This is a genomic window from Amycolatopsis sp. NBC_01480 (assembly GCF_036227205.1).
Lineage (GTDB): Bacteria > Actinomycetota > Actinomycetes > Mycobacteriales > Pseudonocardiaceae > Amycolatopsis.
Genome location: NZ_CP109442.1, coordinates 4,588,789 through 4,612,902, shown reverse-complemented (window position 1 = coordinate 4,612,902; position 24,114 = coordinate 4,588,789). Strand labels below are relative to the sequence as shown.

At 69.5% G+C, this 24,114-nt stretch carries 22 protein-coding genes; 10 read left to right on the top strand and 12 right to left on the bottom strand.

Annotated features, from left to right (window positions below):
• Positions 1-2: 2 nt before the first annotated feature.
• Both OG371_RS22160 and OG371_RS22155 read right to left on the bottom strand, forming a co-directional pair.
• Complete coding sequence (locus tag OG371_RS22160) at positions 3-608, bottom strand: FMN reductase (RefSeq protein ID WP_329072128.1); 606 nt, start codon at positions 606-608, stop codon at positions 3-5.
• A 49-nt stretch (positions 609-657) separates the two neighbouring features.
• A complete protein-coding gene (locus OG371_RS22155) occupies positions 658-1,749 on the bottom strand; it encodes an LLM class flavin-dependent oxidoreductase (protein WP_329072126.1) in 1,092 nt (363 codons plus the stop codon).
• A 277-nt stretch (positions 1,750-2,026) separates the two neighbouring features.
• Here OG371_RS22155 and OG371_RS22150 point away from each other — a divergent pair, with 277 nt between their 5' ends.
• Positions 2,027-4,078, top strand: a complete 2,052-nt coding sequence (locus OG371_RS22150) for a DNA gyrase/topoisomerase IV subunit B (protein WP_329072124.1) — start codon at positions 2,027-2,029, stop codon at positions 4,076-4,078.
• Positions 4,079-4,108: 30 nt separating this feature from the next.
• Positions 4,109-6,598 carry a DNA gyrase/topoisomerase IV subunit A gene (locus OG371_RS22145; RefSeq protein WP_329072122.1) on the top strand — a complete coding sequence of 830 codons (2,490 nt, stop codon included), beginning with the start codon at positions 4,109-4,111 and terminating at the stop codon, positions 6,596-6,598.
• 612 nt (positions 6,599-7,210) lie between these two features.
• Here OG371_RS22145 and OG371_RS22140 read toward each other — a convergent pair.
• The 5 genes from OG371_RS22140 to OG371_RS22120 all read right to left on the bottom strand — a co-directional run bounded on the left by OG371_RS22140 (position 7,211) and on the right by OG371_RS22120 (position 11,966).
• Positions 7,211-8,446, bottom strand: a complete 1,236-nt coding sequence (locus tag OG371_RS22140) for an HNH endonuclease signature motif containing protein (protein ID WP_329072120.1) — start codon at positions 8,444-8,446, stop codon at positions 7,211-7,213.
• 234 nt (positions 8,447-8,680) lie between these two features.
• Complete coding sequence (locus OG371_RS22135) at positions 8,681-9,490, bottom strand: SDR family NAD(P)-dependent oxidoreductase (RefSeq protein WP_329072118.1); 810 nt, start codon at positions 9,488-9,490, stop codon at positions 8,681-8,683.
• Between the two features lie 5 nt (positions 9,491-9,495).
• Positions 9,496-10,329, bottom strand: a complete 834-nt coding sequence (locus OG371_RS22130) for a MaoC/PaaZ C-terminal domain-containing protein (protein ID WP_329072115.1) — start codon at positions 10,327-10,329, stop codon at positions 9,496-9,498.
• Complete coding sequence (locus OG371_RS22125; protein ID WP_329072113.1) at positions 10,329-10,763, bottom strand: type II toxin-antitoxin system Rv0910 family toxin; 435 nt, start codon at positions 10,761-10,763, stop codon at positions 10,329-10,331. The genes OG371_RS22130 and OG371_RS22125 overlap by 1 nt, the downstream gene beginning before the upstream one ends.
• A gap of 12 nt (positions 10,764-10,775) precedes the next feature.
• Positions 10,776-11,966 (bottom strand): lipid-transfer protein, encoded by a 1,191-nt coding sequence (locus tag OG371_RS22120; protein ID WP_329072112.1) that lies wholly within the window; start codon positions 11,964-11,966, stop codon positions 10,776-10,778.
• A 241-nt stretch (positions 11,967-12,207) separates the two neighbouring features.
• Between OG371_RS22120 and OG371_RS22115 the strand changes: the two genes are divergently transcribed.
• The 4 genes from OG371_RS22115 to OG371_RS22100 all read left to right on the top strand — a co-directional run bounded on the left by OG371_RS22115 (position 12,208) and on the right by OG371_RS22100 (position 14,618).
• Positions 12,208-13,368 carry a PepSY-associated TM helix domain-containing protein gene (locus OG371_RS22115; protein WP_329072110.1) on the top strand — a complete coding sequence of 387 codons (1,161 nt, stop codon included), beginning with the start codon at positions 12,208-12,210 and terminating at the stop codon, positions 13,366-13,368.
• The gene (locus OG371_RS22110; protein ID WP_329072107.1) at positions 13,365-13,721 is read left to right on the top strand and encodes a hypothetical protein; all 357 of its coding nucleotides are present in this window, start codon (positions 13,365-13,367) and stop codon (positions 13,719-13,721) included. Before OG371_RS22115 ends, OG371_RS22110 begins: the two co-directional genes overlap by 4 nt.
• A 94-nt stretch (positions 13,722-13,815) precedes the next feature.
• Positions 13,816-14,319, top strand: a complete 504-nt coding sequence (locus tag OG371_RS22105) for a hypothetical protein (RefSeq protein ID WP_329072105.1) — start codon at positions 13,816-13,818, stop codon at positions 14,317-14,319.
• Complete coding sequence (locus tag OG371_RS22100; RefSeq protein WP_329072103.1) at positions 14,316-14,618, top strand: winged helix-turn-helix domain-containing protein; 303 nt, start codon at positions 14,316-14,318, stop codon at positions 14,616-14,618. The genes OG371_RS22105 and OG371_RS22100 overlap by 4 nt, the downstream gene beginning before the upstream one ends.
• A gap of 49 nt (positions 14,619-14,667) precedes the next feature.
• On the opposite strand, the gene OG371_RS22095 is transcribed toward OG371_RS22100, so the two are convergent.
• The 4 genes from OG371_RS22095 to OG371_RS22080 all read right to left on the bottom strand — a co-directional run bounded on the left by OG371_RS22095 (position 14,668) and on the right by OG371_RS22080 (position 18,358).
• A complete protein-coding gene (locus tag OG371_RS22095) occupies positions 14,668-15,969 on the bottom strand; it encodes an RICIN domain-containing protein (RefSeq protein WP_329072101.1) in 1,302 nt (433 codons plus the stop codon).
• Positions 15,970-16,195: 226 nt separating this feature from the next.
• A complete protein-coding gene (locus tag OG371_RS22090; RefSeq protein ID WP_329072099.1) occupies positions 16,196-16,870 on the bottom strand; it encodes a CHAP domain-containing protein in 675 nt (224 codons plus the stop codon).
• 116 nt (positions 16,871-16,986) lie between these two features.
• Positions 16,987-17,823 carry a DsbA family protein gene (locus OG371_RS22085; RefSeq protein WP_329072097.1) on the bottom strand — a complete coding sequence of 279 codons (837 nt, stop codon included), beginning with the start codon at positions 17,821-17,823 and terminating at the stop codon, positions 16,987-16,989.
• A 7-nt stretch (positions 17,824-17,830) separates the two neighbouring features.
• On the bottom strand, positions 17,831-18,358 hold the full coding sequence (locus OG371_RS22080; RefSeq protein WP_329073245.1) for a MauE/DoxX family redox-associated membrane protein: 528 nt from the start codon (positions 18,356-18,358) through the stop codon (positions 17,831-17,833).
• A gap of 87 nt (positions 18,359-18,445) precedes the next feature.
• On the opposite strand from OG371_RS22080, the gene OG371_RS22075 reads away from it, so the two are divergent.
• The 4 genes from OG371_RS22075 (at position 18,446) to OG371_RS22060 (ending at position 23,496) form a co-directional block, all read left to right on the top strand.
• Positions 18,446-19,276 carry a glutamate ABC transporter substrate-binding protein gene (locus tag OG371_RS22075; protein WP_329072095.1) on the top strand — a complete coding sequence of 277 codons (831 nt, stop codon included), beginning with the start codon at positions 18,446-18,448 and terminating at the stop codon, positions 19,274-19,276.
• Positions 19,273-21,699 (top strand): ATP-dependent helicase HrpB, encoded by a 2,427-nt coding sequence (gene hrpB, locus OG371_RS22070; protein ID WP_329072093.1) that lies wholly within the window; start codon positions 19,273-19,275, stop codon positions 21,697-21,699. The genes OG371_RS22075 and hrpB overlap by 4 nt, the downstream gene beginning before the upstream one ends.
• A 106-nt stretch (positions 21,700-21,805) precedes the next feature.
• Positions 21,806-22,711: an ATP-binding cassette domain-containing protein gene (locus OG371_RS22065; RefSeq protein ID WP_329072091.1), complete on the top strand. Its 906-nt coding sequence runs from the start codon at positions 21,806-21,808 to the stop codon at positions 22,709-22,711.
• Positions 22,708-23,496, top strand: a complete 789-nt coding sequence (locus OG371_RS22060; protein WP_329072089.1) for an ABC transporter permease — start codon at positions 22,708-22,710, stop codon at positions 23,494-23,496. The genes OG371_RS22065 and OG371_RS22060 overlap by 4 nt, the downstream gene beginning before the upstream one ends.
• A gap of 75 nt (positions 23,497-23,571) precedes the next feature.
• Here the strand turns inward: OG371_RS22060 and OG371_RS22055 are convergent, their stop codons facing one another.
• Positions 23,572-24,090, bottom strand: a complete 519-nt coding sequence (locus tag OG371_RS22055; RefSeq protein ID WP_329073244.1) for a TetR/AcrR family transcriptional regulator — start codon at positions 24,088-24,090, stop codon at positions 23,572-23,574.
• Between the last annotated feature and the right edge of the window lie 24 nt (positions 24,091-24,114).

The window sequence follows — 24,114 nt, the reverse complement described above, 5'->3', positions numbered from 1 at the left end:
CCTTACACCCCACCGGAAAGCAGCTGCTCGAACGGGACCGACGCGAACTCCGGCTCGGCCACGGACTCGGGTGCCGCCGAGACCAGCGCCGCCAGCTCTCCCGCCGCGCGCTCGACGCGCTGCTGCAACGCGCCCGTCGCGGCGACGCTGCCCCAGTCCGACGAAGCCGCGTACACACCCGTCGCCACCGGCGTAGCGCGAAGGTAAGCGAAGAGCGGGCGCAGGGCGAAGTCCAGCACGAGCGAGTGCCGTTCCGTACCGCCTGTCGCGGCCAGCAGCACCGGCTTGCCGTCGAGGGCTTCCTTGTCCAGCACGTCGAAGAAGGACTTGAACAGCCCGCTGTACGAAGCGGTGAACACCGGCGTGACGGCGATCAGCCCGTCGGCCCGCGTCACGGTGTCGATCGCCTCGCGCAACCGCGGGCTGGGGAATCCGGTGAGCATGTTGTTGGTGACGTCCACGGCCACGTCGCGCAGCTCGATCACCTCGACCGTGGTCTCGGGGCCCAGCGCGGCGCGGGTGGCCTCCGCCAGCCGGTCGGCCAGCAGCCGCGTCGACGACGGCTGGCTCAGCCCGGCGGTGACCACGGCGATGGTGCGTGCGGTCATTTTCTCTTCTCCAGACTCGAAAACTCGGGGCTCAGACGACTCCGGCGGCTCAGACGAGGGCGTTTTCGCTGTCACGCGCGGCTTTCAGCGACTCGTGCGTGGGCGCGTCCGGAACATGCGCGGGGCGCTTCGCCTCGAGCTCCTTGCGCAGCACCGGGACGACCTCTTCGCCGAGCAGGTCGAGCTGCTCCAGCACGGTCTTCAGCGGCAGGCCGGCGTGGTCCATCAGGAACAGCTGGCGCTGGTAGTCGCCGAAGTGCTCACGGAAGGTCAGCGTCTTGTCGATGACCTCCTGCGGGCTGCCGACGGTCAGCGGCGTCTGCTCGGTGAAGTCCTCCAGCGACGGGCCGTTCCCGTACACCGGCGCCTGGTCGAAGTACGGCCGGAACTCGTTCCACGCGTCCTGCGACTTGGGCCGGATGAACGCCTGCCCGCCGAGGCCGACGATGGCCTGGTCGGCCTGGCCGTGGCCGTAGTGCTCGTAGCGCTGGCGGTAGAAGGCGATCAGCTGCTGGTAGTGCTGCGTCGGCCAGAAGATGTGGTTGGCGAAGAAGCCGTCGCCGTAGAACGCGGCCTGCTCGGCGATCTCCGGGCTGCGGATCGAGCCGTGCCAGACGAACGGCGGCACGTCGTCGAGCGGGCGCGGGGTGGAGGTGAAGCCCTGCAACGGGGTGCGGAACTTGCCTTCCCAGTCCACCACTTCCTCGCGCCAGAGCCGGCGCAGCAGCGCGTAGTTCTCGATGGCGAGCGGGATGCCCTGCCGGATGTCCTGGCCGAACCAGGGGTAGACCGGCCCGGTGTTGCCGCGGCCCATCATCAGGTCCACGCGGCCCTCGGCCAGGTGCTGCAGCATCGCGAAGTCCTCGGCGATCTTCACCGGGTCGTTCGTGGTGATCAGCGTGGTCGAGGTCGACAGCACCAGTTTCTCCGTCTGCGCCGCGATGAAGCCGAGCATGGTGGTCGGCGACGACGGCACGAACGGCGGGTTGTGGTGCTCCCCCGTGGCGAATACGTCCAGGCCGACCTCCTCGGCCTTGAGGGCGATCCGGACCATCGCCTTGATGCGCTCGTGCTCCGACGGCGCCTTGCCCGTGGTGGGGTCCGTCGTGACGTCGCCCACCGTGAAGATTCCGAACTGCATGACCGCTCCTCGACGCTGGTTCTCGCTGGCTCTGCTGCGCTGTGGTGGCCGCTCCCGGCCCTGCTGACCCGCTCAACCACTCGCGCGCAAGATGTATTCCTTCTTGACCATACCGGTGACCTGGGACACGCTGCGCCACCACACCCGGCCCCGAGGGCGCGGAAGCTGTCGGTGGGTGCGGATATCCTGCAGTACGGTGTCAGCCCGGGAGCACAGCTCCGGCGTGCGCACCGAACCCTGTCCACCGCCAGCTGCCTTGATCCGGGAGAGCGACCTCGTGACTGCTGAAACTCTGTACGGGGCCGACGACCTGACCCATCTCGAAGGCCTGGAAGCGGTCCGCAAACGGCCCGGGATGTACATCGGCTCCACCGACAGCCGCGGCATCAACCACCTCTTCTCCGAGGTCGTGGACAACTCGACCGACGAGGGCGTGGCCGGCCACGCGAGCCGCGTCGTGGTCACCCTGCACGCGGACGGCAGCGTGCAGGTGGACGACGACGGGCGCGGCATCCCCACCGGCACGCACGCCAAATCCGGCCTTTCCGGCGTCGAGCTGGTGCTCACGCGGCTGCACGCCGGCGGCAAGTTCGGCGGCTCCGGCTACAAGACCTCCGGCGGGCTGCACGGCGTCGGCGCGTCGGCGGTGAACGCGCTGTCGCACCGGTTCGACGTCACGGTGAAGCAAAACGGCCAGGTGCACCAGATGTCGTTCGCGCACGGCGTGCCCGGCACGTTCGACGGCCCGGGCCCCAAGGCCAAGTTCACCCGCCGCTCCGGCCTCACCCTGGCCGGCAAGATGAAGCGCGGCGAGCGCAGCGGCACGTCGATCCGCTACTGGTACGACACGCGGTACTTCGAAACGGGTTCTTCACTTGATGTCGAGGGCGTGCGCGCGAAGCTGCGCAACACCGCGTTCCTCGTCCCGGGCGTCACGTACGTGCTGCGCACCGCCATCGAGGACACGATCAACGAGGAGACCTTCCACTTCCCGCACGGGCTGGTGGACATGGTCGACTTCCTCTCCCCGGACGGCGAGAAGCCGGTCTGCGGCACCCTGGTCATCAACGGCGAGGGCATGTACAAGGAGAACGCGGCCGACGCCAGCGGCGTGATGCAGTCCAATGTGGAGCGTCGCGCCGAGGTCGAGGTGGCGCTGCGCTGGGGCACCGGCTACGAGCGCACCGTCGAGTGCTTCACCAACACCATCCGCAACGTGCACGGCGGCACCCACCGGCGCGGCTTCGACCGCGCCGTCACCAAATCGCTGCAGGAGGCGATCGGCAAGACCCGCGGGCTGCTCAAGCCCAAGGAGGACCCGCCGACGCTGGAGGACGCGCTCGAGGGCATGACCGCGGTGATCCACGTGCGCATCCCGGAGCCGCAGTTCACCTCGCAGACCAAGGACGAGCTGTCCACCGCCGGCATCACGCGGGTGATCCAGGGCGTGGTCGACAAGCACATCAAGGCGTGGGTCGAGGACCGCAAGACCAAGTCCGAGGCGAAGGTCGTGCTGCAGAAGGTGGTCGACGCCGCGCGCGTGCGGCTCACCCAGAAGCAGCAGAAGGACGCCGCCCGGCGCAAGACCGCGCTCGAGGGCGCGGCGATGCCGCCGAAGCTGGTCGACTGCCGCACCACCGGCGTCTCCCGCAGCGAGCTGTTCCTGGTCGAGGGCGACAGCGCGCTCGGCAGCGCGCGGATGGCGCGGGTCTCGGAGTACCAGGCGCTGCTGCCGTTGCGCGGCAAGATCCTGAACGTGCAGAAGGCCTCGCTCGGCGACACGCTGAAGAACGCCGAGATCGCGTCGATCGTGCAGGTGCTCGGCGCGGGCACCGGGCGCACGTTCGACCTGAGCACCATGCGCTACGGCCGGGTGATCCTGATGGCCGACGCGGACGTCGACGGCTCGCACATCCGCACCCTGCTGATCACGCTGTTCGCCAAGTACATGCGCCCGGCGATCGAGGACGGCCGGCTGTACGCGGCCATGCCGCCGCTGCACAAGCTGGTCACCAAGGGCCGCAACCCGGAGACGCACTTCACCTTCACCCAGCGCGAGATGGAAACGAAGTTCGCCGAGCTGGAGCGGGCGGGCAAGCAGATCGTCACCCCGGTGCAGCGGTTCAAGGGCCTCGGCGAGATGGACGCCGACGAGCTGTGGGAGACCACGATGAACCCGGCCACCCGCGCCGTGCGGCGGATCAGCTTCGACGACGTGGAAGCCGCTGAAAACGCGCTGGAGCTGCTGATGGGCGAGAAGGTCGAGCCCCGGCGCAACTGGCTCGTCGAATCCTCCGACCGCGTCGACCGCGAAGCCATCGACGTCTGATTTTCCTTCGTTCCCAAGGAGTTGTGAGCCATGGCTCGCCGTAGCAAGACCCCGGTGACGCGGGTGGACGCGAGTGCGTTCGACCGGCCGGGCGCGCAGGTCTTCGACAACCCGCTGCAGACCGAGATCGAGGACTCCTACCTGGAGTACGCCTACTCGGTCATCCACTCCCGCGCCCTGCCCGACGCGCGCGACGGCCTCAAGCCCGTGCACCGCCGCATCATGTACTCGATGAACGAGAACGGCTACCGGCCGACGCACGCGTACGTGAAGTCGTCCCGCGTGGTCGGCGACGTGATGGGCAAGTACCACCCGCACGGCGACGTGGCCATCTACGACGCCATGGTCCGGCTGGCCCAGGACTTCTCGCTGAACGCCCCGCTGATCGACGGGCACGGCAACTTCGGCAGCCCGGACGACGGCCCGGCCGCCTCGCGGTACACCGAGGCCCGCATGTCGCCCGAGGCGATGCTGCTCGTCGGCGAGCTGGGCGAGGAGACCGTCGACTTCCGGGCGAACTACGACGGGTCGCTGGAGGAGCCTTCAGTGCTGCCCGCGGCGTTCCCGAACCTGCTGGTGAACGGCACGTCCGGGATCGCGGTCGGGATGGCGACCAACATGATCCCGCACAACATGGGCGAGATCATCAACGCGGCGCGGTGGCTGATCAACCACCCCAACGCCACGCTGGACAAGCTGATGGAGATCGTGCCCGGGCCGGACCTGCCGACCGGCGGCGCGCTGCTCGGCCTCGACGAGGTGCGCCGCGCGTACGAAACCGGCCGCGGCGTGGTGCGGATGCGCGCGAACGTCGAAACCGGGCCGCTGGAGGGCAGCCGCGGGCGGCAGGCCATCACGGTCAACGAGCTGCCGTACGGCGTCGGTCCGGAGAAGGTGATCGAAAAGATCACCGACGAGGTCAACAAGTCCAAGCGGCTCACCGGCATCGCCGACGTGAAGGACCTGACCGACCGCGAGAACGGCACCCGCCTGGTCATCGAGTGCAAGGTGGGCGTGAACCCGCAGGCGCTGCTGGCGGACCTGTACCGGCTGACGCCGCTGGAGCAGTCCTTCGGCATCAACAACCTGGTGCTGGTCGACGGCCAGCCGCGCACGCTCGGGCTCAAGGCGCTGCTGGAGGTCTTCCTCAAGCACCGCTACGAGGTCGTCACGCGGCGCACGCGCTACCGCCGCCGCAAGCGCGAGGAGCGACTGCACCTGGTCGAGGGCCTGCTGACCGCGCTGCTGAACATCGACAAGGTCATCAAGCTGATCCGCGAGAGCGAAAACGCGCAGGCGGCCAAGGACGGCCTGATGTCGCGCTTCAAGCTCTCCGAGATCCAGGCCACGTACATCCTCGACACCCCGCTGCGCCGGCTGACCAAGTACGACCGCCTCGAGCTGGAGTCCGAACAGGACAAACTGCGCGAGGAGATCGCCGAGCTGAGCACGATCCTCGACGACGAGACGGTGCTGAAGAAGCTCGTCTCGTCGGAGCTGGCGAAGATCTCGAAGGACTTCCCGACCGAGCGGCGCACCCGCCTGATCGACGGCGACCTCAAGGAGGTGCTGGCGGCCTCGAAGCCGTCCGGCCCGCTGGAGATCACCGACGACCCGTGCCAGGTGATCCTGTCGGCCACCGGCCTGGTCGCGCGAACGGCCGCCGAGTCGGAAGAAGCGTCCGAAGTCCGCCGCCGCAACGGCCGCGTGAAACACGACGCCGTCTCGGCCGTCGTGCACACCACCGCGCGCGGGCAGGTGCTGCTGGTGACCAGCCGCGGCCGCGCGTTCAAGACGGACGTGCTGCCCCTGCCGGTCCTCCCGGAGCAGGCCGGCACGGTGTCACTGCGCGGCGGCATGGCCGCGAAAGAGCTGGTACCGCTGGAAAAGGGCGAGACCGTGGTCGGCATCGCCCCACTGGGCGAGCAGGCCGCCGACTCCCCCGGCCTGGCCCTGGGCACCCGCGGCGGCGTAGTGAAGGTGTGCGCCCCGGAGTGGCCCGTCCGCTCGGACGAGTTCGAAGTCATCTCCCTGAAACCCGGCGACGAGCTGGTCGGCGCCACCTGGCTGACCGACGGCAGCGAAACGTTGGCCTTCGTGTCCTCCGAAGCCTCCCTGCTGCGCTTTGCCGCCTCGCTGGTCCGCCCGCAGGGCCTGAAGAGCGGCGGCATGGCCGGCATCAACCTCCCCACCGGCGCCGGCGCGGTCTTCTTCGGCGCAGTCCGCACCGACGACGAGGAACACGGCGAGCCCATGGTCGTGACCGCCACCGGCCAAAGCGTGAAGGTGACCCCCTTCAGCGAGTACCCCGCCAAGGGCCGAGCAACCGCCGGCGTCCGGGCCCACCGCTTCCTGAAGGGCGAAACCGGCGTGGCCGTGGCCTGGATCGGCCCCCGCCCAGCCGGCGCAGCCCGCAACGGCGACCCCGTGGAACTCCCCGAAGTAGACCTACGCCGCGACGGCTCCGGCCACGCCCACCCCGGCCCGGACGTCGTGGGTCACGCCATTGAGCGTGACTGAGGAATAGCTGCTTCTACCGGCAGCCCACTCCCCAAGTCCGCTTTTGACTGCGGTCCGAACGCGACTGCGGATCCGAGCATGACGGCGGCGACTCTCTTGCCAGGCACGAAGATGTGTCTGCGGCAAGGGGTCGCCGCCGAGTTGCATGACGCGGCCAGCAGATCGATGTGGCCAAGCAACCTGCACCACTGATTCACGCTGGGGCTGCTTGACACAGTCGTGGCCACAGAGCGACTCGGTCCATTCATCGGCGCCGGGCTCCGGTTTTCGGCCGCAGGCATCCGGCCACTGAGCACCAACGTACAACGAGGTCACCGCACAACGGGGTCGCGGGGCCTGCGGGATCGCCGAGTCGCGAGGTCGCAGGGCCACGGGGGTGCGGAGCCGCCGGGCTGCGGGGTTGCGGGGTTGCGGGGTTGCGGGGTTGCGGGGTTGCGGGGATCGCCGAACAGCGGGGTCACGGAGATCGCCGGGTTGCAGGGTCGCTGGGATCGCGGGGTTGCTGGGTCGCCGAGCAACGGGGTCGCGGGAGCAGAGCTATCCATGAGACAAAGCGATCCTGTGCGATCGGTCGCACGGGTGACGCGAGGCTCATGTTTGTCCGGTGCGTCATCAGGCGGCTTGGGCGTGGGGTGGGTGGTGGGTGGTGTTGTGGAGGGGTCTTCGTTGGGGGTCGAGCCAGGCGGGTGGGAGCCATTCGACGGTGCCGTTGCGGAGTCGGATGGTCCAGCCTTCGTGGTGGGCGATGCGGTGGTCGGCTTCGCAGATCGAGGCCAGGTTGGTGATGTCGGTTCGTCCGCCGGGGCCGCCCTGGAGATTGGCCCAGAACTCGATGTGATGCGGGGTGGTCCATTTGGGGCCTTTGGTGCACCAGGGGGCGGTGCAGCCTTTGTCGCGCACGGCTAGGGCTCGTCGTTGGGCGGGGGTGGCGGTGCGGACGGCACGACCCAGGTCCAGGACTTCGCCGGCGCCGTTGAGGACGGCGGGCAGGACCTTCGCGTCACAGCACAAGCGGCGCAGCTGGGAGACGGTCATGGGGGTGTGGCCGTCGGGGGTGACGGTGCCGGCGCGGCGTTGCAGGTCAGCCAGGGGGATGGTGACGGTGGCGACGACGCGTTCACCGGCCTTGACCGGCACCTCGGGGGCGCGGGCGGCGAGGTCCAGGATGGCGGCGATCGCGTCGCCCTGGCGCTGGGAGCGGGTGCGGGGGTCGGGGTTGCCGAACGGGTCAACGGGAGCGGGTTTGGCCAGGACGGTGAAGAGCTGCTCGGTCAGGTCCGCCATTTCGGCGTCGAGTTCACCGGAGTACCGCATACGGCCATCCCGGGTGCGGGTACAGCGGAACTCGCGACGGGGCCGGGCCAGGTCGTGTTCGCGTTTGCCGGGATCGACACCGTCGAAGTCCCAGTAGGTACGGATGCGCTGGGCCGTTTTCCGCACAGTGAAAGGTGGGGCTTGACGGGCCAGGGTAACCAGGGTGGTTTCGGTGTCAGCCAAGTCGTCGAAGGTGACCGTGTCGGGGGCGTGAGTCAGCACGGAAGCGATCTCGGCGGCGTGCTCACGGTTGAGGTCACCAGCAGCCAGGGCGGCCCGCATCACCGGCAGCGCAGTGGTTGCTTGAGTGACGCGAGCGCGGGCTTCCTTGTGCGACACCCGTAATGCGCGCACGAGCATGACCGCGGTGCTGCGGAAACCCTTGCCCACCGCCACACCACGCCGGTCTACCTCACCGACCACCTCCAGCATCCGCGCATACCCGCGGCACAACATCCGTTCCACAACCAAGAGTTCCGTGGTCAGCTCCTCCTCGGAAAGCTGCCACACCGGCACCTGCTCCGTTCTTTCCATACCACCACAGTAGCTCGAACACCTGTTCGATGCATCACTCGAACAGGTGCTCCTTGGTTAGCGTATCGAAACCCCTTAAGCAGCAACAAAAAATCCAGAAACAGCAACCGCGAAACCAAGGAGTAGTGTCCACTATGGACGCAGAATCCGACTCGGACCCGCCAACACGAAAACCTCAAGGCAGCCGAGCAGCGATATCCTCGATACGCCAAGGCCCTTCCGTCTCCACGACCTTCACGTCATGCCACCCGGCCAGCTCCGAGATAGCCTCCCCTTGCACCGCAAAGACTTTTCCGCTAATCTCACACTTCTCAGTAGCCAAGTAAGCAGCCGCGGCGAAATATTGGCCGGAGAGAACGCATCGAACTCCCCCTCCGCCACCTCCTGCGCGAAGATCGCCCCCATTCCGGGCGTAGCCAAAGTCAGCCGGGTCCGCGCGATAGGAGCGATCGCGTTGACACGGACGCCATACCGCTCCAACTCCTGCGCAGCCACCAAAGTCATAGCGGCGATACCAGCCTTGGCAGCACCGTAGTTCACCTGCCCCGGATTGGGCATCGTCGTACCGGAAGCAGAAGCCGTATTGATCACCGAAGCAGCCACCCGAGAACCCGACTTGGCACAGGATTTCCAATACGCCGCAGCATGATGCAGGACCGCGGCGTGTCCCTTCAAGTGCACCGCGATCACCGCGTCCCACTGCTCTTCCGTAATCCCCGCAACAAAAGCGTCGCGGAGGATGCCGGCGTTGTTGACGACCACGTCCAAGCGGCCGAACTCCGATACGGCCTGGTCGATCAAGCTCGCGGCCTCGGCCCAGGAAGTCACGTTCGCGGAGTTCGCTACGGCCTGGCCGCCCGCAGCGCGGATTTCGGCAGCCACTTCCTGCGCCGGCGTGGTGTCGGCGCCGGTGCCGTCGTTGGCGCCGCCCAGGTCGTTGACCACGACGGCGGCGCCTTCGGCAGCGAAGAGCAGCGCGTGCTCACGGCCGATGCCGCGGCCCGCGCCGGTGATGACGGCGACGCGGCCGTCCAGTGCTCCCATGCCACTTACTCCTGATCCGTGAACTCGGCGAGGCCGTCCTTCAGGACAACGGTGTCGCCGACAGCGGTTTCGAATGCGTACGCCAGATCACCGGCGCGCCAGATCGTCGTGTCCAGGTCTGAGCCGGGCAGCACCGGCTTGGCGAAACGCACCGCCAAACGCCGCAGACGGCGACGCTCCCCCACCGAGGTCAGCAGCGCCCACGACGCGAAAGCCATGGTGCACAAGCCATGCGCGATGATGCCGGGCAGACCCGCGTCGCGAGCCACCTCGGCGTCCAGGTGGATCGGCATCGGGTCGCCGGCGGCGGGGGCGTAGCGGAACGTCTGGTCGTCGTCGACGTGTTGCGCCACCTTTGCAGCAGGCGCGCCCGAACGCGCCGAACGGTGATCCGGGCCCAGCACACCGCGCGTCTCGCCGGTGTCGAAACCGCGGACGAACAACGTCACGTACTGCTCGTTCACCGACTCCCCCGCCTCGTCGCGGGTTTCCAGGTACACCGTGCCGCGAGTGCCGTTCGGCAGGCCCTCGTAACCGGTCATCTTCGCCCGCGACACGAGTTTGTCCCCGGGCCGGATCGGGCGGTGGAAACGGAAATCCTGCTCCCCGTGCACCACCCGCCCGAACAGCCCCGTCGGCACCACCTCCAGCGCGGGCTCCAGCAGCGACTGGAACACGGGCACGATCGCGAACACCGGGCTCGCGACGTCACCCGCGCGGTGGGCGGGGATCGGGTCGTTGGTCGCCTCGGCGTACTCGACGAGACGGGCGCGCGTGACCTCGAACCGGCTTTCGTCGGTCCACCGGTCCAGCCCGGCCGGGTCGAAGCCCTCGGCCATCAGGCCGCGACCAGCTGCTTGAGGTTCTCCAGCGAGGAGTCCAGGTTCTTCTTGCCGTCCTTCTCCACCGCCTTGCCGAGCGCGCCGACGATCATCTGCCCGGAGAACTCGGCGTCGATCGCCGCGATCGCCCCGGCGCCGCCGGCCTGCACGGACAGCGCGAAACTCACCTTCACCCCGGCCATCCCGGTGCCGGAGATGACGAGCTTCGACAGCTCGGCGTACTCGTCGACGGTCCAGGTGATCGTGTTCGGCATGCCGAGCATCGTGACCACTTCGGACACCTGCGCGCCCAGCTCGAACCGCGCCGGCACGTCGCCCTTCCACTTGGTGTGGATGGTCAGCCACTTCTCGAAGTTGTTCGGGTCCGCGAACTCCGCCCACACCTTCTCCGGCGTGATGGGCAGTTCGACGGACGCGCTGATCCGGCCCATGGTGCTCCTTTCCTAAACAACAGCTCGCTGGTAAGCGGTGACCACGGCGGCGCCGCCGAGCCCGATGTTGTGCTGCAGCGCGGCTTCGACCCCGCCGACTTGACGCTTGTCCGCGTCGCCACGCAGCTGCCAGGTCAGCTCGGCGCATTGCGCCAGCCCGGTCGCGCCGAGCGGGTGGCCCTTCGAGATCAAGCCGCCGGACGGGTTCACCACCCACTTGCCGCCGTACGTCGTTTCGCCGGAGTCGACCAGCTTGCCGCCGTCGCCCTCCGCGCAGAGGCCGAGCGCCTCGTAAGTCAGCAATTCGTTGGCGGAGAAGCAATCGTGCAGCTCGATCACCTGGAAGTCCTCGGGACCGAGCCCGGACTGCTCGTACACGCGCGCCGCGGCCTGCTTGGTCATGTCGTAGCCGACGATGTTCTTCGCGCTGCCGTCGAACGTGCTGGCGAAGTCGGTGGTCATGGCCTGCCCGACGATCTCGACGGCGCGGCCCGCCAGCCCATGGACGTCCACATAGGACTCACTCGCCAGTATCGCGGCACCCGAGCCGTCGGACGTCGGCGAGCACTGCAGCTTGGTCAGCGGGTCGTAGATCATCCGCGAGCCGAGCACGTCTTCGAGCGTGTACGCGTCCTGGAACTGCGCGTACGGGTTGTTCACCGAGTGCCGGTGGTTCTTCTCGCCGATCTTCGCGAACTGCTCGGCCGTGGTGCCGTAGGCCTTCATGTGCTCGCGTCCGGCGGCGCCGAACATCCACGGCGCCGGCGGGAACAGCACCTCGGAGATCTCCGCGAGCGCCTGCATGTGGTTTCCCATCGGCTGCTCACGGTCGTCGAAGGTCGAGCCGAGCGAGCCGGGTTTCATCTTCTCGAAGCCCAATGCCAGCACGCAGTCCGCGCGGCCGCCGCGGATCGCCTCCGCCGCCAGGTACAGCGCGGTCGAGCCGGTGGCGCAGTTGTTGTTGACGTTCACCACCGGGATGCCGGTCGGGCCCAGCTCGTAGACGGCGCGCTGGCCCGACGTCGACTCCCCGTAGACGTACCCGACGTACGCCTGCTGCACCTGGTCGTACGCGATCCCGGCGTCGGCCAGCGCGTTGCTGCCGGATTCCTTCGCCATCTGCGGGTAGTCCCAGCCCTCGCGGCGGCCGGGCTTTTCGAACTTCGTCATCCCGACCCCGACGACGTACACCTTGTTCGCCACCGCAGCACTCCCTCGTGTAGGCGTTGACAACAAAGATACAGACCTGAATGTATTTTACAAGGCCGGAAAGGCGCGTGGATCACAGGGGCTTTACCTCAGAGTGAAGGCAAGGCTAACCTAACATCGATCAAGTTCGAGGGGGACGACCATCAGTACCGAACAGCTGACCCGCGCAGCCCCGGCCCGTAAGGGGAACGTCCGGCGGTGGCTGCGCCGCAAGCCCGTCCGCCGGGCGCTGGTCTTGACGCACCGGTGGACTTCGTTGGTACTCGGCCTGTTCCTGGTGCTCGAGACGACGTCCGGCGCCGTGCTGCTGTTCCACCCGGAGTACTACCGGGCCACGCACGGCGACTTCTACCGGCACACCGACAGCGCGCACCCCATCGGTTTCCAGCAGGCGCGTGACATCGTCGCCGCGGCCCACCCCGAGTTCTCCCCCGCCTGGGTCAGCGCCGACGGCGGGATCCTCGCGGTCGGCGACGCGGACTACTCGCGGGCGTTCGCCGTCGACCCCGGCACCGGGCGGATCAACGGCGAGGCGCCGGTCGAGGACGGGGTGATGGGCTTCCTGGTCAACCTGCACGATTGCGGGCTGACCTGCGCGAACGATCCGGGTTACGTCTCGTGGCTGGCCGCGCCGGTGCCGTCGATCGGGTTCGACTGGCCGCCGGGCACGAACTGGGGGCTGCTGATCCTGGTGGTGCTGGGCTTGCTCATGGTGTTGCTGGCGGTGACCGGGATCGTGGTGTGGTGGCCGGGATTCCGGCGGTTCTCGCACGGCTTCCGCGTGCGCACCGGCAAGGGCCGGTTCGCGCGCGACTACGACCTGCACAACCTGATCGGCATCGTGACGGTGCCGTTCGTGTTGATGTGGGGCGTCACCGGCGCCGCGTTCTACCTGCCGCCGGCGAAGGACGCGTGGCTCGCCATCACCGGCGGCGCGCCCGCCGACCCGGCCAAGTACTCGTTCACCGCGAACCCCGCCGCACCCGGCACCCCCGAGATCGGGATCGACCAGGCGGCCGCCGCAGCGCTGGCCGTCACGCCGGGCGAGGTGCGTTACCTGATCACAGCGAAAACCGGGTACTACCAGGTCTCGATCGCGAGCCCCGGCTACCAGCCGTACGGCGCGCGTGCCTTCTTCGGCGGCGACCACACGGTGTACGTCGACAGCCACGACCCGACGCATGTGTCCGATGTGGACGCGAAGCCACAGCCGGGCGCGAACACGTTCTACGAGAACGTTTTCGAGCCCGCCCACTTCGGCTGGCTGGTCGGCCCCTGGTGGCGGATCGTGTGGTTCGTACTCGGCCTGGCGCCGCTGGCGCTGATGCTGACCGGGCTGTCCACCTGGCTGTTCCGCTCCGGCTCGAAACGCCGTCGTCGCAAGGCGAAAGCGTGATCGAATCCCTCGCCTTCACCACCACGGTGGTGTGCGTGGCCGGCGGGCTCGTGGTGCTCGGCACCGGGCTCGCCGGCCGCTACCGCCGCCGCTGGGTGCTGCCGGCGCTGGCTGTGATCGAGCTGGCCCTGCTGGTCCAGGCGGTCGCCGACGTGGCCGGCCTGCTCGGCGGCGACCACCCCGGCGAGCCCGGCACGCACCTGGCCTACCTGGTCACCTCGCTGGTGATCCTGCCCGCCGCCCTGGGCACCGCCCCGGACGACGGCCGGTGGGCCGCGGTGCTGATCGCCATCGCCTTGCTGGTGCTGGCCGTGCTGGTGGTCCGGATGCAGACCACCTGGCGGCCGGCCTGATCACCCAAGCCGCACCGCGCTCGACCTGACTACTTGCCTAATCGGAAAGAAGTGAGTACTTTCCAGATAGGCAAGTAGTCAACGGGAGGACGTCATGAACCAGCAGGACGAGCAGCAGCAGGCAGCGGAGGCGTTGGCGTCGGTCCGCTCGCACCAGGAGCAGACCCGGCGGGCGGCGCGGCTGCCGTGGTGGGTGTACGCGGGGATGTTCGTGGTGGGCGCCGGGGGTTCGGCGGCGAACGACTTCATCAGCCTCAGCGGCGCGAAACTGGTGGCAGTACTGGTCATCCTCGCGCTGGTGGTGGTGTTCGTGGCCAGCCGGTACGAGCGGTCTTCGCTGCTGGGCCGGATGCGCGGGGTGCAGCAGCGGCAGCCGTTCGTCCCGTGGGTCTTCGGGGTCGTGCTGGCCCTCGGGGTGCTCGGCGCGTGGCTGATCGCCCAGTACGGCGCCGGTTTCGCCGACAGCCTGGCCGGCGCGGTCGGGCTGCGCGACTACCCGAACACCGTGGTCGGCGTGATCTACGGCGCCGCGTTCACCGCACTGTTCGCGCTGGGGCAGGCACTGGTCGCGAGTTCGCAGCGACGCCCGAGCGCATGACCACACCGCCGGAACTGGACCGCCTGTTGTCGGACCCGACGCGGCTGGCGATCATGTCGGTGCTCTGCGCCGCCGAATGGTGCGACTTCGCCTTCCTGCGCGACGGAGTGTCCCTTTCGGACTCCGCACTGTCCAAACAGCTGGCGACGCTGAAAAAAGCGGAGTACATCGAGCAGCGCCGGACCTACCTCGGCCGGGTGCCCAAGACCTCGGTGCAGGCCACCGGCGAAGGACGGGCGAAGTTCCTGGAGCACGTCGAGGCGTTGCGGGCGATCGTCGAGCGCGCCCCGAACCATTGAAAACGTGAGTGCTGAAGCCAGCAAGAACCGGCTTCAGCACTCACGCACGTCACGCCACGTGGAACGACTGCGCCGCCCCGCCGGTGCAGGCCGACTGGACCAGCTGGACACTGTCCGCCGTCGAGCCGCCCGGCACGGTCAAGCACTTTCCGCTGTTACGGGCGACGAAGTGGTAGTATCCGCCGCCTTCCGAGACCGGCTGCCACTGCTGGTTCGCCCCGCCGCTGTAGGCCCACAGCTGGAGCCCGGCGTTGTCCGTGGTGGCCACATTGGACACGTCGATCACCTGGGCCGGGTTGGTCCGGTTGTTCACCCGCACGTAGCCGCCGCTGGTCGGCTGGAACTGGAACTGCTGGGCGTTCGTGGCGTTGCAGGCGTACTGCTGGATCACGGTGCCATTCGCCGAAGCGGCGGAACGCGCGTCGACACATTTGCCGTTGGCCTTGTTCACCACGGGATACCAGGCGGTCGGTGAAATTCCGCCGGACGGCGGGGTGCCGCCGTCACTCGTGGCGCCGCCCAGCCAGCGCAGGCCGTCGAGGATGAATTTGTTCTGGTCGGCGCTTTCGAAGGTCGAGGAAAGCGCGGTGTTGGTGTCGTAGTTCATCTTGTTGTGGCCGAAGTTCGCGTAGATCATCTTGTAGTTCTTGTTCGTCCACATGATCGGGTAGTACCCGCTGTACCAGGTCTGGTTCGGGTCGTCGCCCACCGGGAAGGTCGACGGGTCGAGCGAGGCCAGGATCGAGATGTTCGGGTTCTGCCGCAGGTCGTTCTGCCAGGAGTACCACTCGCTCACCGAGGACTGGATGGTCGCGGGCAGGTTCACCGTGGACGGGTGCGTGCGGTTCTCGATCTTCAGCGTTTCCGCGGTCGGGCCCCAGCTGTTGGAGACGAACCGGCCGGTGCCGAGGAAGTCATTGTGGAACCAGTTCGCGTACGAGGGCGTGGAATCGTCGTTGTACGCCGAAACGTGGAACCCGAAAAACGCGCCGCCCGCGTTCATGTACCGCTGGAAACCCTCGAACTGCGCCTGCGACTGCGGCTGGTCGTCGTAGAACATCACCACCTGGTATTGGTCCGGCGTGATGCTGGTGAGCTGGTCCCAGTTGTTGGTGGAGGAATAGGTGAAGCCGTTGGCCGCCGCCTGCTGGGGGAACCAGACGTTGGCCTCCTTCTCGAAACTGATGTGCGCGGCGTCGTAGGTGCCGCTGTAGAACGCGAGCACCTTGAACGGGGTCGCCTCGGCGGCGTGTGAGGCGATGGCCGGCGAGCCGAACGCGAGGCCGAGGCAGGCGGTGAAAAACGCCAATGCCTTGCCCACGAGCCCGAACGGGCGTCGTTTGACGGACATGGGGAGCCTTCCGGTGGGGGCGGGGAGGAGGGGGTTGCCGTCACGGGAAGCGGTGGGAGTACCGCCTCCCGCACCCGAAGGGGACCCGCGCGGGCCGCTGGACGTCGCCGCGTATTCGGGTTCTCTCCGGCGAGAAACCAAACTTCACGTCTTGAATTAACGCACAGTTCAGCGCGGTGGTCCAGACCTCACCGGCGCCGGGTACCGGTCAGCGGGATGACCGTGACTACCGGCCGGGCACCACGTGCAGGACGGCGCTGATCCGGTTCATCGTCGTCACCCGGATGTCGTAAGCCAGCGGGGTGACCCAGTTGTATTCCTCCACCGTGACCGTTTTCCCTTGCACAGCACTGATGTACGCGACGTGCCCGCTCTCCCACTGCGCCACGGCGCCGGGCACGGGCTCGCGGTCGACGCGGTAGCCGAGCTTGCGCGCGTTGTCGTCCCAGTCGACGGCATTGCCCCAATGACCGGGAATCCCGTTGTGCCACTGGAAGTTGTGGAAGTACCCGAGCGTCTGCTCCAGCCGCCAGGCGACGAACGACGTGCACTGGCCGCGGTAGAACGCCCACCTGTCAACGTTGTCGGCGCGGGCGGTGCGGTACGGGTAGTCGTCGCCGGCGGGGTACGCGCCGGTCCCCTCGCACTCGGGCACGCCGGCCAACGTCCCGAGTTGCGCGGCCGGGGCCCAGCCGCCGGTGCTCAGCTTCGCCCAGCTGTCGTTGCCGTCCACCAGCTCGGCGCGCACGGTGCAGACGACCGCGGTCCGGTCTTCGAGCGTCGCGGCCGAAGCGGGGAACACGGTGCCGGGCCCGGTGCGGGCGGTCACCGTCGCGGCGACTGCCGGTGGCGCGCAGACACTCGTCACGAGGAGCAGGGCAGAGACGATCTTCGTTCGCATACCCCGGATCTTCGGGCGCCCGGGCCCGGATCCGCCTCCGCGGCCAGCCGTTCGGGTTCGCCCGAAACGGTCTTGCGCTCAGCGGTCCGGGCGCGGGCGATGCGGCCCGATATGGGTCAGCTGACCGAGCCGTTCAGCACCCCGGTCAGCCAGTCGCCCGAGGCCGAGATCGCCTTGCCGTTGATCGCGATGGTCGGCGTGCCGAAGCCGTGCGCGCCGTTCGGGAAGTCCTGGGCCAGGTTCGGGTCGTTCTCCGCCTGCTGGAAAGCGGTCTGCAGCTGCGCGTCGTAGGTGCCCGCGTTGATCGTCTGGGCGAACTTCGGGTCGGTGATGCCGAGGTCCTGGCCGAGCTTGATCAGCTGCGCCTTGTCGTAGCCGCGCTGGCCTTCCTCGGGCTGGTTCTTGAACAGCGCGTCGTGGAAGGCGGTGAACTTCTGCGAGTCGGCCGCGGCCAGCGCCGCGTTCGCCGATTCGAGCGAGTAGCCCGGCGGGCTCGAGTTCTGGTTCAGCAGTGTCACCATGTGATAACGCACGGTGAGCTGGCCGCTGTTGACCGCCTGTTCCATCCGCGGCCCGAAGTCCTTCTGCAGCTGGCCGCAGTACGGGCACAGGAAGTCGGCGTACAGGTCGATGGTCTTCACCGCGCCGGGCTTGCCGACCGAGACCACGACGCCGTCGCGCTTCTCCACCACGCCGGCGGCGAGCGTCGGGCTGGCGCCGGGCTGGATGGTGGCGCCCTCCGTCGCGTTCTTGCTCGAGTTGATCCAGATCACGCCGCCGATCACCAGCGCGGCGAGGACCACGACCGCGGCCACGACGATCGCGACCCGCTTCGGGTCGCCGCCCGCCGTGCCCCTGGCCTGCGCGACGGACCTGGCCGCCTGCGCCTGTGCCTGCTGCCGGCCCTGACGATTCTGACGACTCTTCCGAGCGCTCCGCGCTGCTCCACCCATCAGTTTCCTATTTCCCTTCAGCGATGCTCGTGGAGTAGTCGTCCGCCGGGCCGGTGGAGTTCCCGGTCCCGGTGGTCTTCTCCCGGCCCCACCCGAGCCAACCGTCGAGTGAGAGCCACGTGCGCGGGCGGACCAGCAGCCAGACCGCCAGCAGCGCGAACCCGGTGTCGCGCAGGATCTCCTGCGGGTACTCGGTCTGCCCGGCCGACACGCTCCCGCCGCCGCCGAAGCAGCCGCAGTCGATGCTCAGCCCGCGTGCCCACGACTGCGCGATGCCCGCGACCAGCACGGCCAGCAGCACCAGCGCGACCCCGGCCACGTACCGCGTGGCGAGGCCGGCCAGCAGCAGCAGGCCGAGCACCAGCTCGAGCAGCGGCAGGGCGGTCGCGACGGGGCCGACCAGCGCGTGCGGCAGCACGTCGTACGCCTGCACCGCGATGTAGGTCTGCCCCGGGTCCGCCAGCTTGATGCCGCCCGAAATCAGCCATACGGCCGCCAGCCCGAGCCGGGCCAGCGTGCCGATGGTGTCGAGCACGGGTTGGGGCAGTCTTCGCACAGGCTTAGGCTAACCGCCGGACCTGAGAACTTTGTGAGTTCATCACCGATCGCGAACGGAGGCGGCATGCGCGCTCGCGCCCTGTTCGCGGCCGCATTGTTGCTGGTCACGTGCGTGGCGTGTGGCCCGGGCACGGTCACTGCGAGCGACCCGCTGGTCAAGCGGGCGAGTGACGGCAAGCACCTGACGATCGGCATCCGCTTCGACTCCCCCGGCCTCTCCCAGCGCACGATCGACGGCCGGTTCATCGGCTTCGACGTCGATGTCGCCGAGTACGTGGCCGGCAAGCTGGGCGTCGACCCGCAGCACATCACCTGGCACGAGACGACCCCGGCCACGCGTGAGTCGGACCTCACCTCGGGCGCGGCGGACCTGATCGTGGGCACCTACTCGATCACCGACAAACGCAAGCAGCTGGTCTCGTTCGCCGGGCCGTACTTCAGCACCGGGCAGGACCTGCTGGTGCGGCTGAAGTCGACGGACATCACCGGCCCGGAGACGCTCAACGGCCGTCGCCTGTGCTCGGTCACCGGCTCGACCCCGGCGCAGATGGTGCGGGACAAGTTCGCGCAGGCCGTGCAGCTGGTCGAGTACCCGCGGTACCCGGACTGCGTCACGGCGCTGCTCGCGAACCAGGTCGACGCCGTGACCACGGACGCGGTGATCCTCGCCGGTTACGCCGCGCAGGACCCGGAGCTGCTGCGCGTGGTCGGGAAGCCGTTCTCGACCGAGCGCTACGGCATCGGCCTGCGCAAGGGCGACACCGAGAGCCAGCACGCGATCGACGACGCCATCAGCGACATGATCTCCAGCGGCGCGTGGCTGAAGTCGCTGCAGGCCAACATCGGCCCGTCGAACTACCCGCTGCCACCGCCCCCGCAGGTCACCGAGCGGTGACGATCCCGCCTCCCGAACAGCTTCCGGACCTGCCCGTCCGCGCGGTGCTCCGCTCGCTCCTGGCCGCGCTCGACGCCCACGGCACCGCGGTCCTCGTGGCGCCGCCGGGCACGGGCAAGACGACGCTGGTGCCGCTCGCGCTCGCCGGTTCACCCGGCCGGGTCGTCGTGGCCGAGCCGCGCCGGCTGGCCGCCCGGGCCGCGGCCACGCGGATGGCCGGGCTGCTGGGCGAGCCGGTCGGCGAGACGGTGGGGTACGCGGTGCGCGGCGATCGGAAGGTTTCGTCGCGCACGCGGATCGAGGTGGTCACGTCGGGCCTGCTCGTCCGGCGGGTGCAGAACGACCCGGAGCTGCCCGGGGTGTCGACGGTGCTCCTGGACGAGTGCCACGAACGCCACCTCGACGCCGACCTGCTGCTCGCCCTGCTCCTCGACGTCCGCGCGGGCCTGCGCGACGACCTGCGGCTGCTGGCGACCTCCGCGACCGTCGCGGCCGGGCGGCTCGCCGAGCTGCTGGGCGACGCGCCGGTGGTGACGGCCGAGGCCCGCACGTATCCGGTGACGCTCTCGTACCGCGCGCCCGCTCGTGGTGAGCGGCCCGAGGCGGCGGTGGCCGGCGCGGTCCGGCGCGCACTGTCCGAAGGGGACGGTGACGTACTCGCGTTCCTCCCCGGCGCCGGGGAGATCGCGCGCACCTCGAACCTGCTGTCCACACTGGATGCCGATGTCCTGCCGCTGCACGGGCGTCTCTCCCCCGCCCGTCAGGACGACGCGCTGCGACCGCGAGAACGGCGTCGCGTGGTGTTGTCGACGGCGGTCGCGGAGTCGAGCCTGACCGTGCCGGGTGTGCGCGCCGTGGTGGACTCCGGGCTCGCGCGGGTCCCCCGCGTCGATCACCGGCGCGGCCTGCCGGGCCTGGCGACGGTGCGGGTGTCGGCGGCTGTGGCCGAGCAGCGCGCCGGCCGTGCGGGCCGCGAGGCGCCGGGCCGCGCGTACCGCTGCTGGGCGGAGCACGAACAGGCGACTCTGCCCGCGTACCCCGAGCCGGAGATCCGCACGGCCGAGCTGGCGCGGTTCGCGCTGGAGCTGGCCTGCTGGTCCACTCCGGACGGCAGCGCCCTGTCCTGGTGGGACCCGCCCGGTGAAGGCGCGCTCGCCGTGGCACGCAGTTTGCTCCTGATGCTGGGCGCGACGACTGCCGACGGTGAGGTCACCGCCCGCGGCCGCCGGATGGCCGACCTCGGCCTGCACCCGCGGCTGGCGCGCGCCCTGCTCGACGGCGCCGCGGAAACAGGGCCGCGCTTCGCCGCCGAGGTAGTCGCCCTGCTGGACGCGGGCGCGACGCTCACCGACGTCGAAGCCGAGCTGCGAAGGCTGCGGTCCGCGACCGACGAGGGCGCCCGGCGCTGGAAAACGGAGTCCCGACGGCTGGCCGGACTCGTGCGTGGCCCCGAACGTGGGAAACCCGACGCGGCCCTGGTCGTCGCCCTCGCGCACCCGGAACGGCTGGCGCGACGGCGTTCCGGCACCGCGCCGGTGTACCTGATGGCCGGCGGCACCGCGGCCGAGCTGCCCACCGGGGCCGGGCTGGGCGACGTCGAATGGCTCGCTGTCGGGGAGGCCACGCGGGATCCCGGGCGGGTCCACGGCACGATCCGGCTCGCCGCGGCGGCCGACGAGCCGCTGGCCGTCCGGGCGGCGCCGAACCTGGTGTCCGAAGTGGACGAAGTGGCCTGGGACGGCGACGTGGTGGCCCGGCACGTCCGGAAGCTGGGCGCGATCACGCTGTCGTCCAAGCCGTTGCGCTCCCCGGACCCGAATCTCGTGCGCGAGGCGCTGCTGACCGGCCTGCGCGACGAGGGCCTCGGCCTGCTCCGCTGGACTGCCGACGGCGCCCGGCTGCGCGAGCGAATGGCGTTCCTCCACCGCGTTCTGGGCGAGCCGTGGCCCGACGTCGGCGATCCGGCCCTGCTGTCCACTCTGGACACCTGGCTCGACGTCTCCCGCGCCCGCCGCCGCGCGGACCTCGCCAATCTCGACGCGGGCGCGGCCCTGCGCGGCCTGCTCCCCTGGCCCGACGCCGCCCGCCTCGACGAGCTGGCGCCGGACCGGCTGGAGGTCCCGTCGGGCTCCCACCTCCGCGTCGACTACAGCGGCGACCAGCCGGTGCTCGCAGTGAAACTGCAGGAGACCTTCGGCTGGCGCGAGACCCCGAAAATCGCCGACGGCCGGGTCCCGGTGCTGCTGCACCTGCTCTCCCCCGCCGGCCGGCCCGCCGCCGTGACCGCGGACCTGGAATCCTTCTGGCACAACGGTTACGCGGCCGTCCGGGCTGACCTGCGCGGCCGTTACCCGAAGCACCCGTGGCCGGAGGACCCCGCCACCGCCGCCCCGACGCGGCACACCACGCGCCGCGCCCGCTGAGCCGCCCCCTGCCGAAAGTCGGGGGTGGCCCGGGCCGCTCGGCCGATGCCCACGGGGCACCGCGAGCCGCAGACTCGATCGCAGACGGGGATCGAGGAGGAAAAACATGATCACGCTTCGAGGTTTGACGAAGCGCTACGGGGACAAGACGGTGGTGGACGCGCTGACGTTTGTCGTCGCGCCGGGCGCCGTCACGGGGTTCCTCGGGCCGAACGGCTCGGGGAAGTCGACCACCATGCGGATGGTGATCGGGCTGGACCGGCCGACCGCCGGCGACGTGCTGGTGGGCGGCAAGCCGTACGCCGAGCTGCGACACCCGCTGCGGGAGGTCGGTGCGCTGCTCGACGCCAAGTCGCTGCACCCGGGCCGCAGCGCGGGCAAGCACCTGACCGCGATGGCGCGCAGCAACGGAATCCCGGTGAAGCGCGTCGAGGAGGTGCTCGCCACCGTCGGGCTCACCGAAGTCGCGGGCAAACGCGTCGGGCAGTTCTCGCTCGGCATGGGCCAGCGGCTGGGGGTCGCGGGCGCGCTGCTGGGCGATCCGGGGGTGCTGATGTTCGACGAGCCGGTGAACGGGCTCGACCCGGACGGCGTGCGCTGGGTGCGCCAGCTGATGCGCTCGCTCGCCGACGAGGGCCGGACCGTGTTCGTGTCCAGCCACCTGATGAGCGAGATGCAGCTGACCGCGAGCCGGCTCGTGGTGATCGGCAAGGGAAAGCTGCTCGCCGACGCGCCGGTCGACGAGTTCATCGCCGGCAACTCCACCAGTTTCGTCTCCGTGCAGGTGCCCGTGCCCGCGGAGCTCGAAGCGCTGGCCCGGCGCCTCGGCCCGGCCGCGCGGGCCGGAGAGCCCGGCGAACTGCTGGTGGACGGCGTCTCCGTCGGCCAGGTGGGCGACCTCGCGCACGAACTCGGCGTCCGGCTGCACGGCCTGGCCGAGCGGACGGCGTCGCTGGAACAGGCGTACATGGAGCTGACCGCTTCGTCGGTCGAATACGGGGTGACGGCATGACCACGACGGAAGCAGTGCGGGGCGGGGGCATCAGCGGCGCGGTCGCTTCGGAGTGGACCAAGCTCTGGTCCGTGCGCGCCACCTGGTGGTGCCTGTCCGGCGGGCTGCTGATGATGCTGTTGTACAGCGGCATTTCCGGCCTTTCGCAGCGGGTCGGTGACAGCCGGCCGGAAGGCGCGCACAGCATGGCGGCGGCCGGGGCGATCTACCTGACCGAGTTCTTCGTGATCGCGGTGGCGACGCTGTTCGTCACCAGCGAGTACGCGAACGGCGGGATCCGTTCGACGCTGCAGTGGGTGCCGGTCCGCCACCACGTCCCGGCGGCGAAGACCGCGGTGCTGGTGCCGGTGCTGTTCGGCTACGGCGTGGTGGTCGCGCTGGCCGGGATGGGCGTGTCGGGGCTGCTGATGGGGAGCCACGGGCTGCCGACGTCCTTCACCACGGCCCTGCTCACGGCGGCCGGGATGGGCGCGTACTTCGCGTTGCTCGGGGTGCTCTGCCTCGGCATCGGGTTCGCGCTGCGCAGCGCGGTGGGGACCGTCGTGACGGTGATGGTGCTGCTGCTGCCGTTGCCGTTGCTGCTTTCCTCGTACGTCTCGCAGGGGATCATGAACTACTTCCCCGCGTTCGGCGGCCTCAACACGATGACGGCGCCCGGCACGGAGAACCCGCTGTTCGGCGGCCCGCCCCCGTACAGCGCCTGGGTGGGTGTGGTGATCTGCCTGCTCTGGGCGGTGGCCGGGCTGCTGGCCGGCACCGCGGTCCTGAAACGCCGCGACGCCTGAAGCCCTACCCGCGCTGGTGCCCTGAAGGCCACCATGAGGGCATATCCGACCCTCATGGTGGCCTTCAGAGCGTGCTCAGGAGTTCCGGGGGCGAGGCAGGCCAAGGGCAGCCAGCAGTTCGTGGGCGCTTGAGGTCAGCTCGTCGAGGCCGGGCGGGGCGAGCGAGCCGGTGCCCGCCAGCGCGTCGAAGATCGACCCGTCCAGCCAGCCGATCAGGACGCGCGTGTGCCGCTCCGGCGCCGGGGAGCCCGCGGCCTCGAGGATCTCCGCGCAACGACGGCGCAGCAGCAGGCCACCGCGGTCGTACGCAGCACGCAGTTCCGGGCGGCGCACGGCCTCCAGCGCGAACTCGTACCGCGCGAGCATCCGCGTGCGCCCCTCGGTGATCGCCAAGTGGACTGTCGCGGCGAGGAATTCCGCCATTCCCCCCGCCGGCGGCTCCAGTTCGGCGGTGTCCAATTCAACACTGTCCAGCTCGACCATCCGCGTGATGGCCAGCTCCAGCAGCGCGGCCCGTGTGCGCGCGTAGTACGAGGTGGAGCCGACGGGCAGGCCCGCGGCCCGGTCGACGGCTCGGTGCGTCAGCCCGCGCATGCCCTCGGCCGCGATCACCTCGAT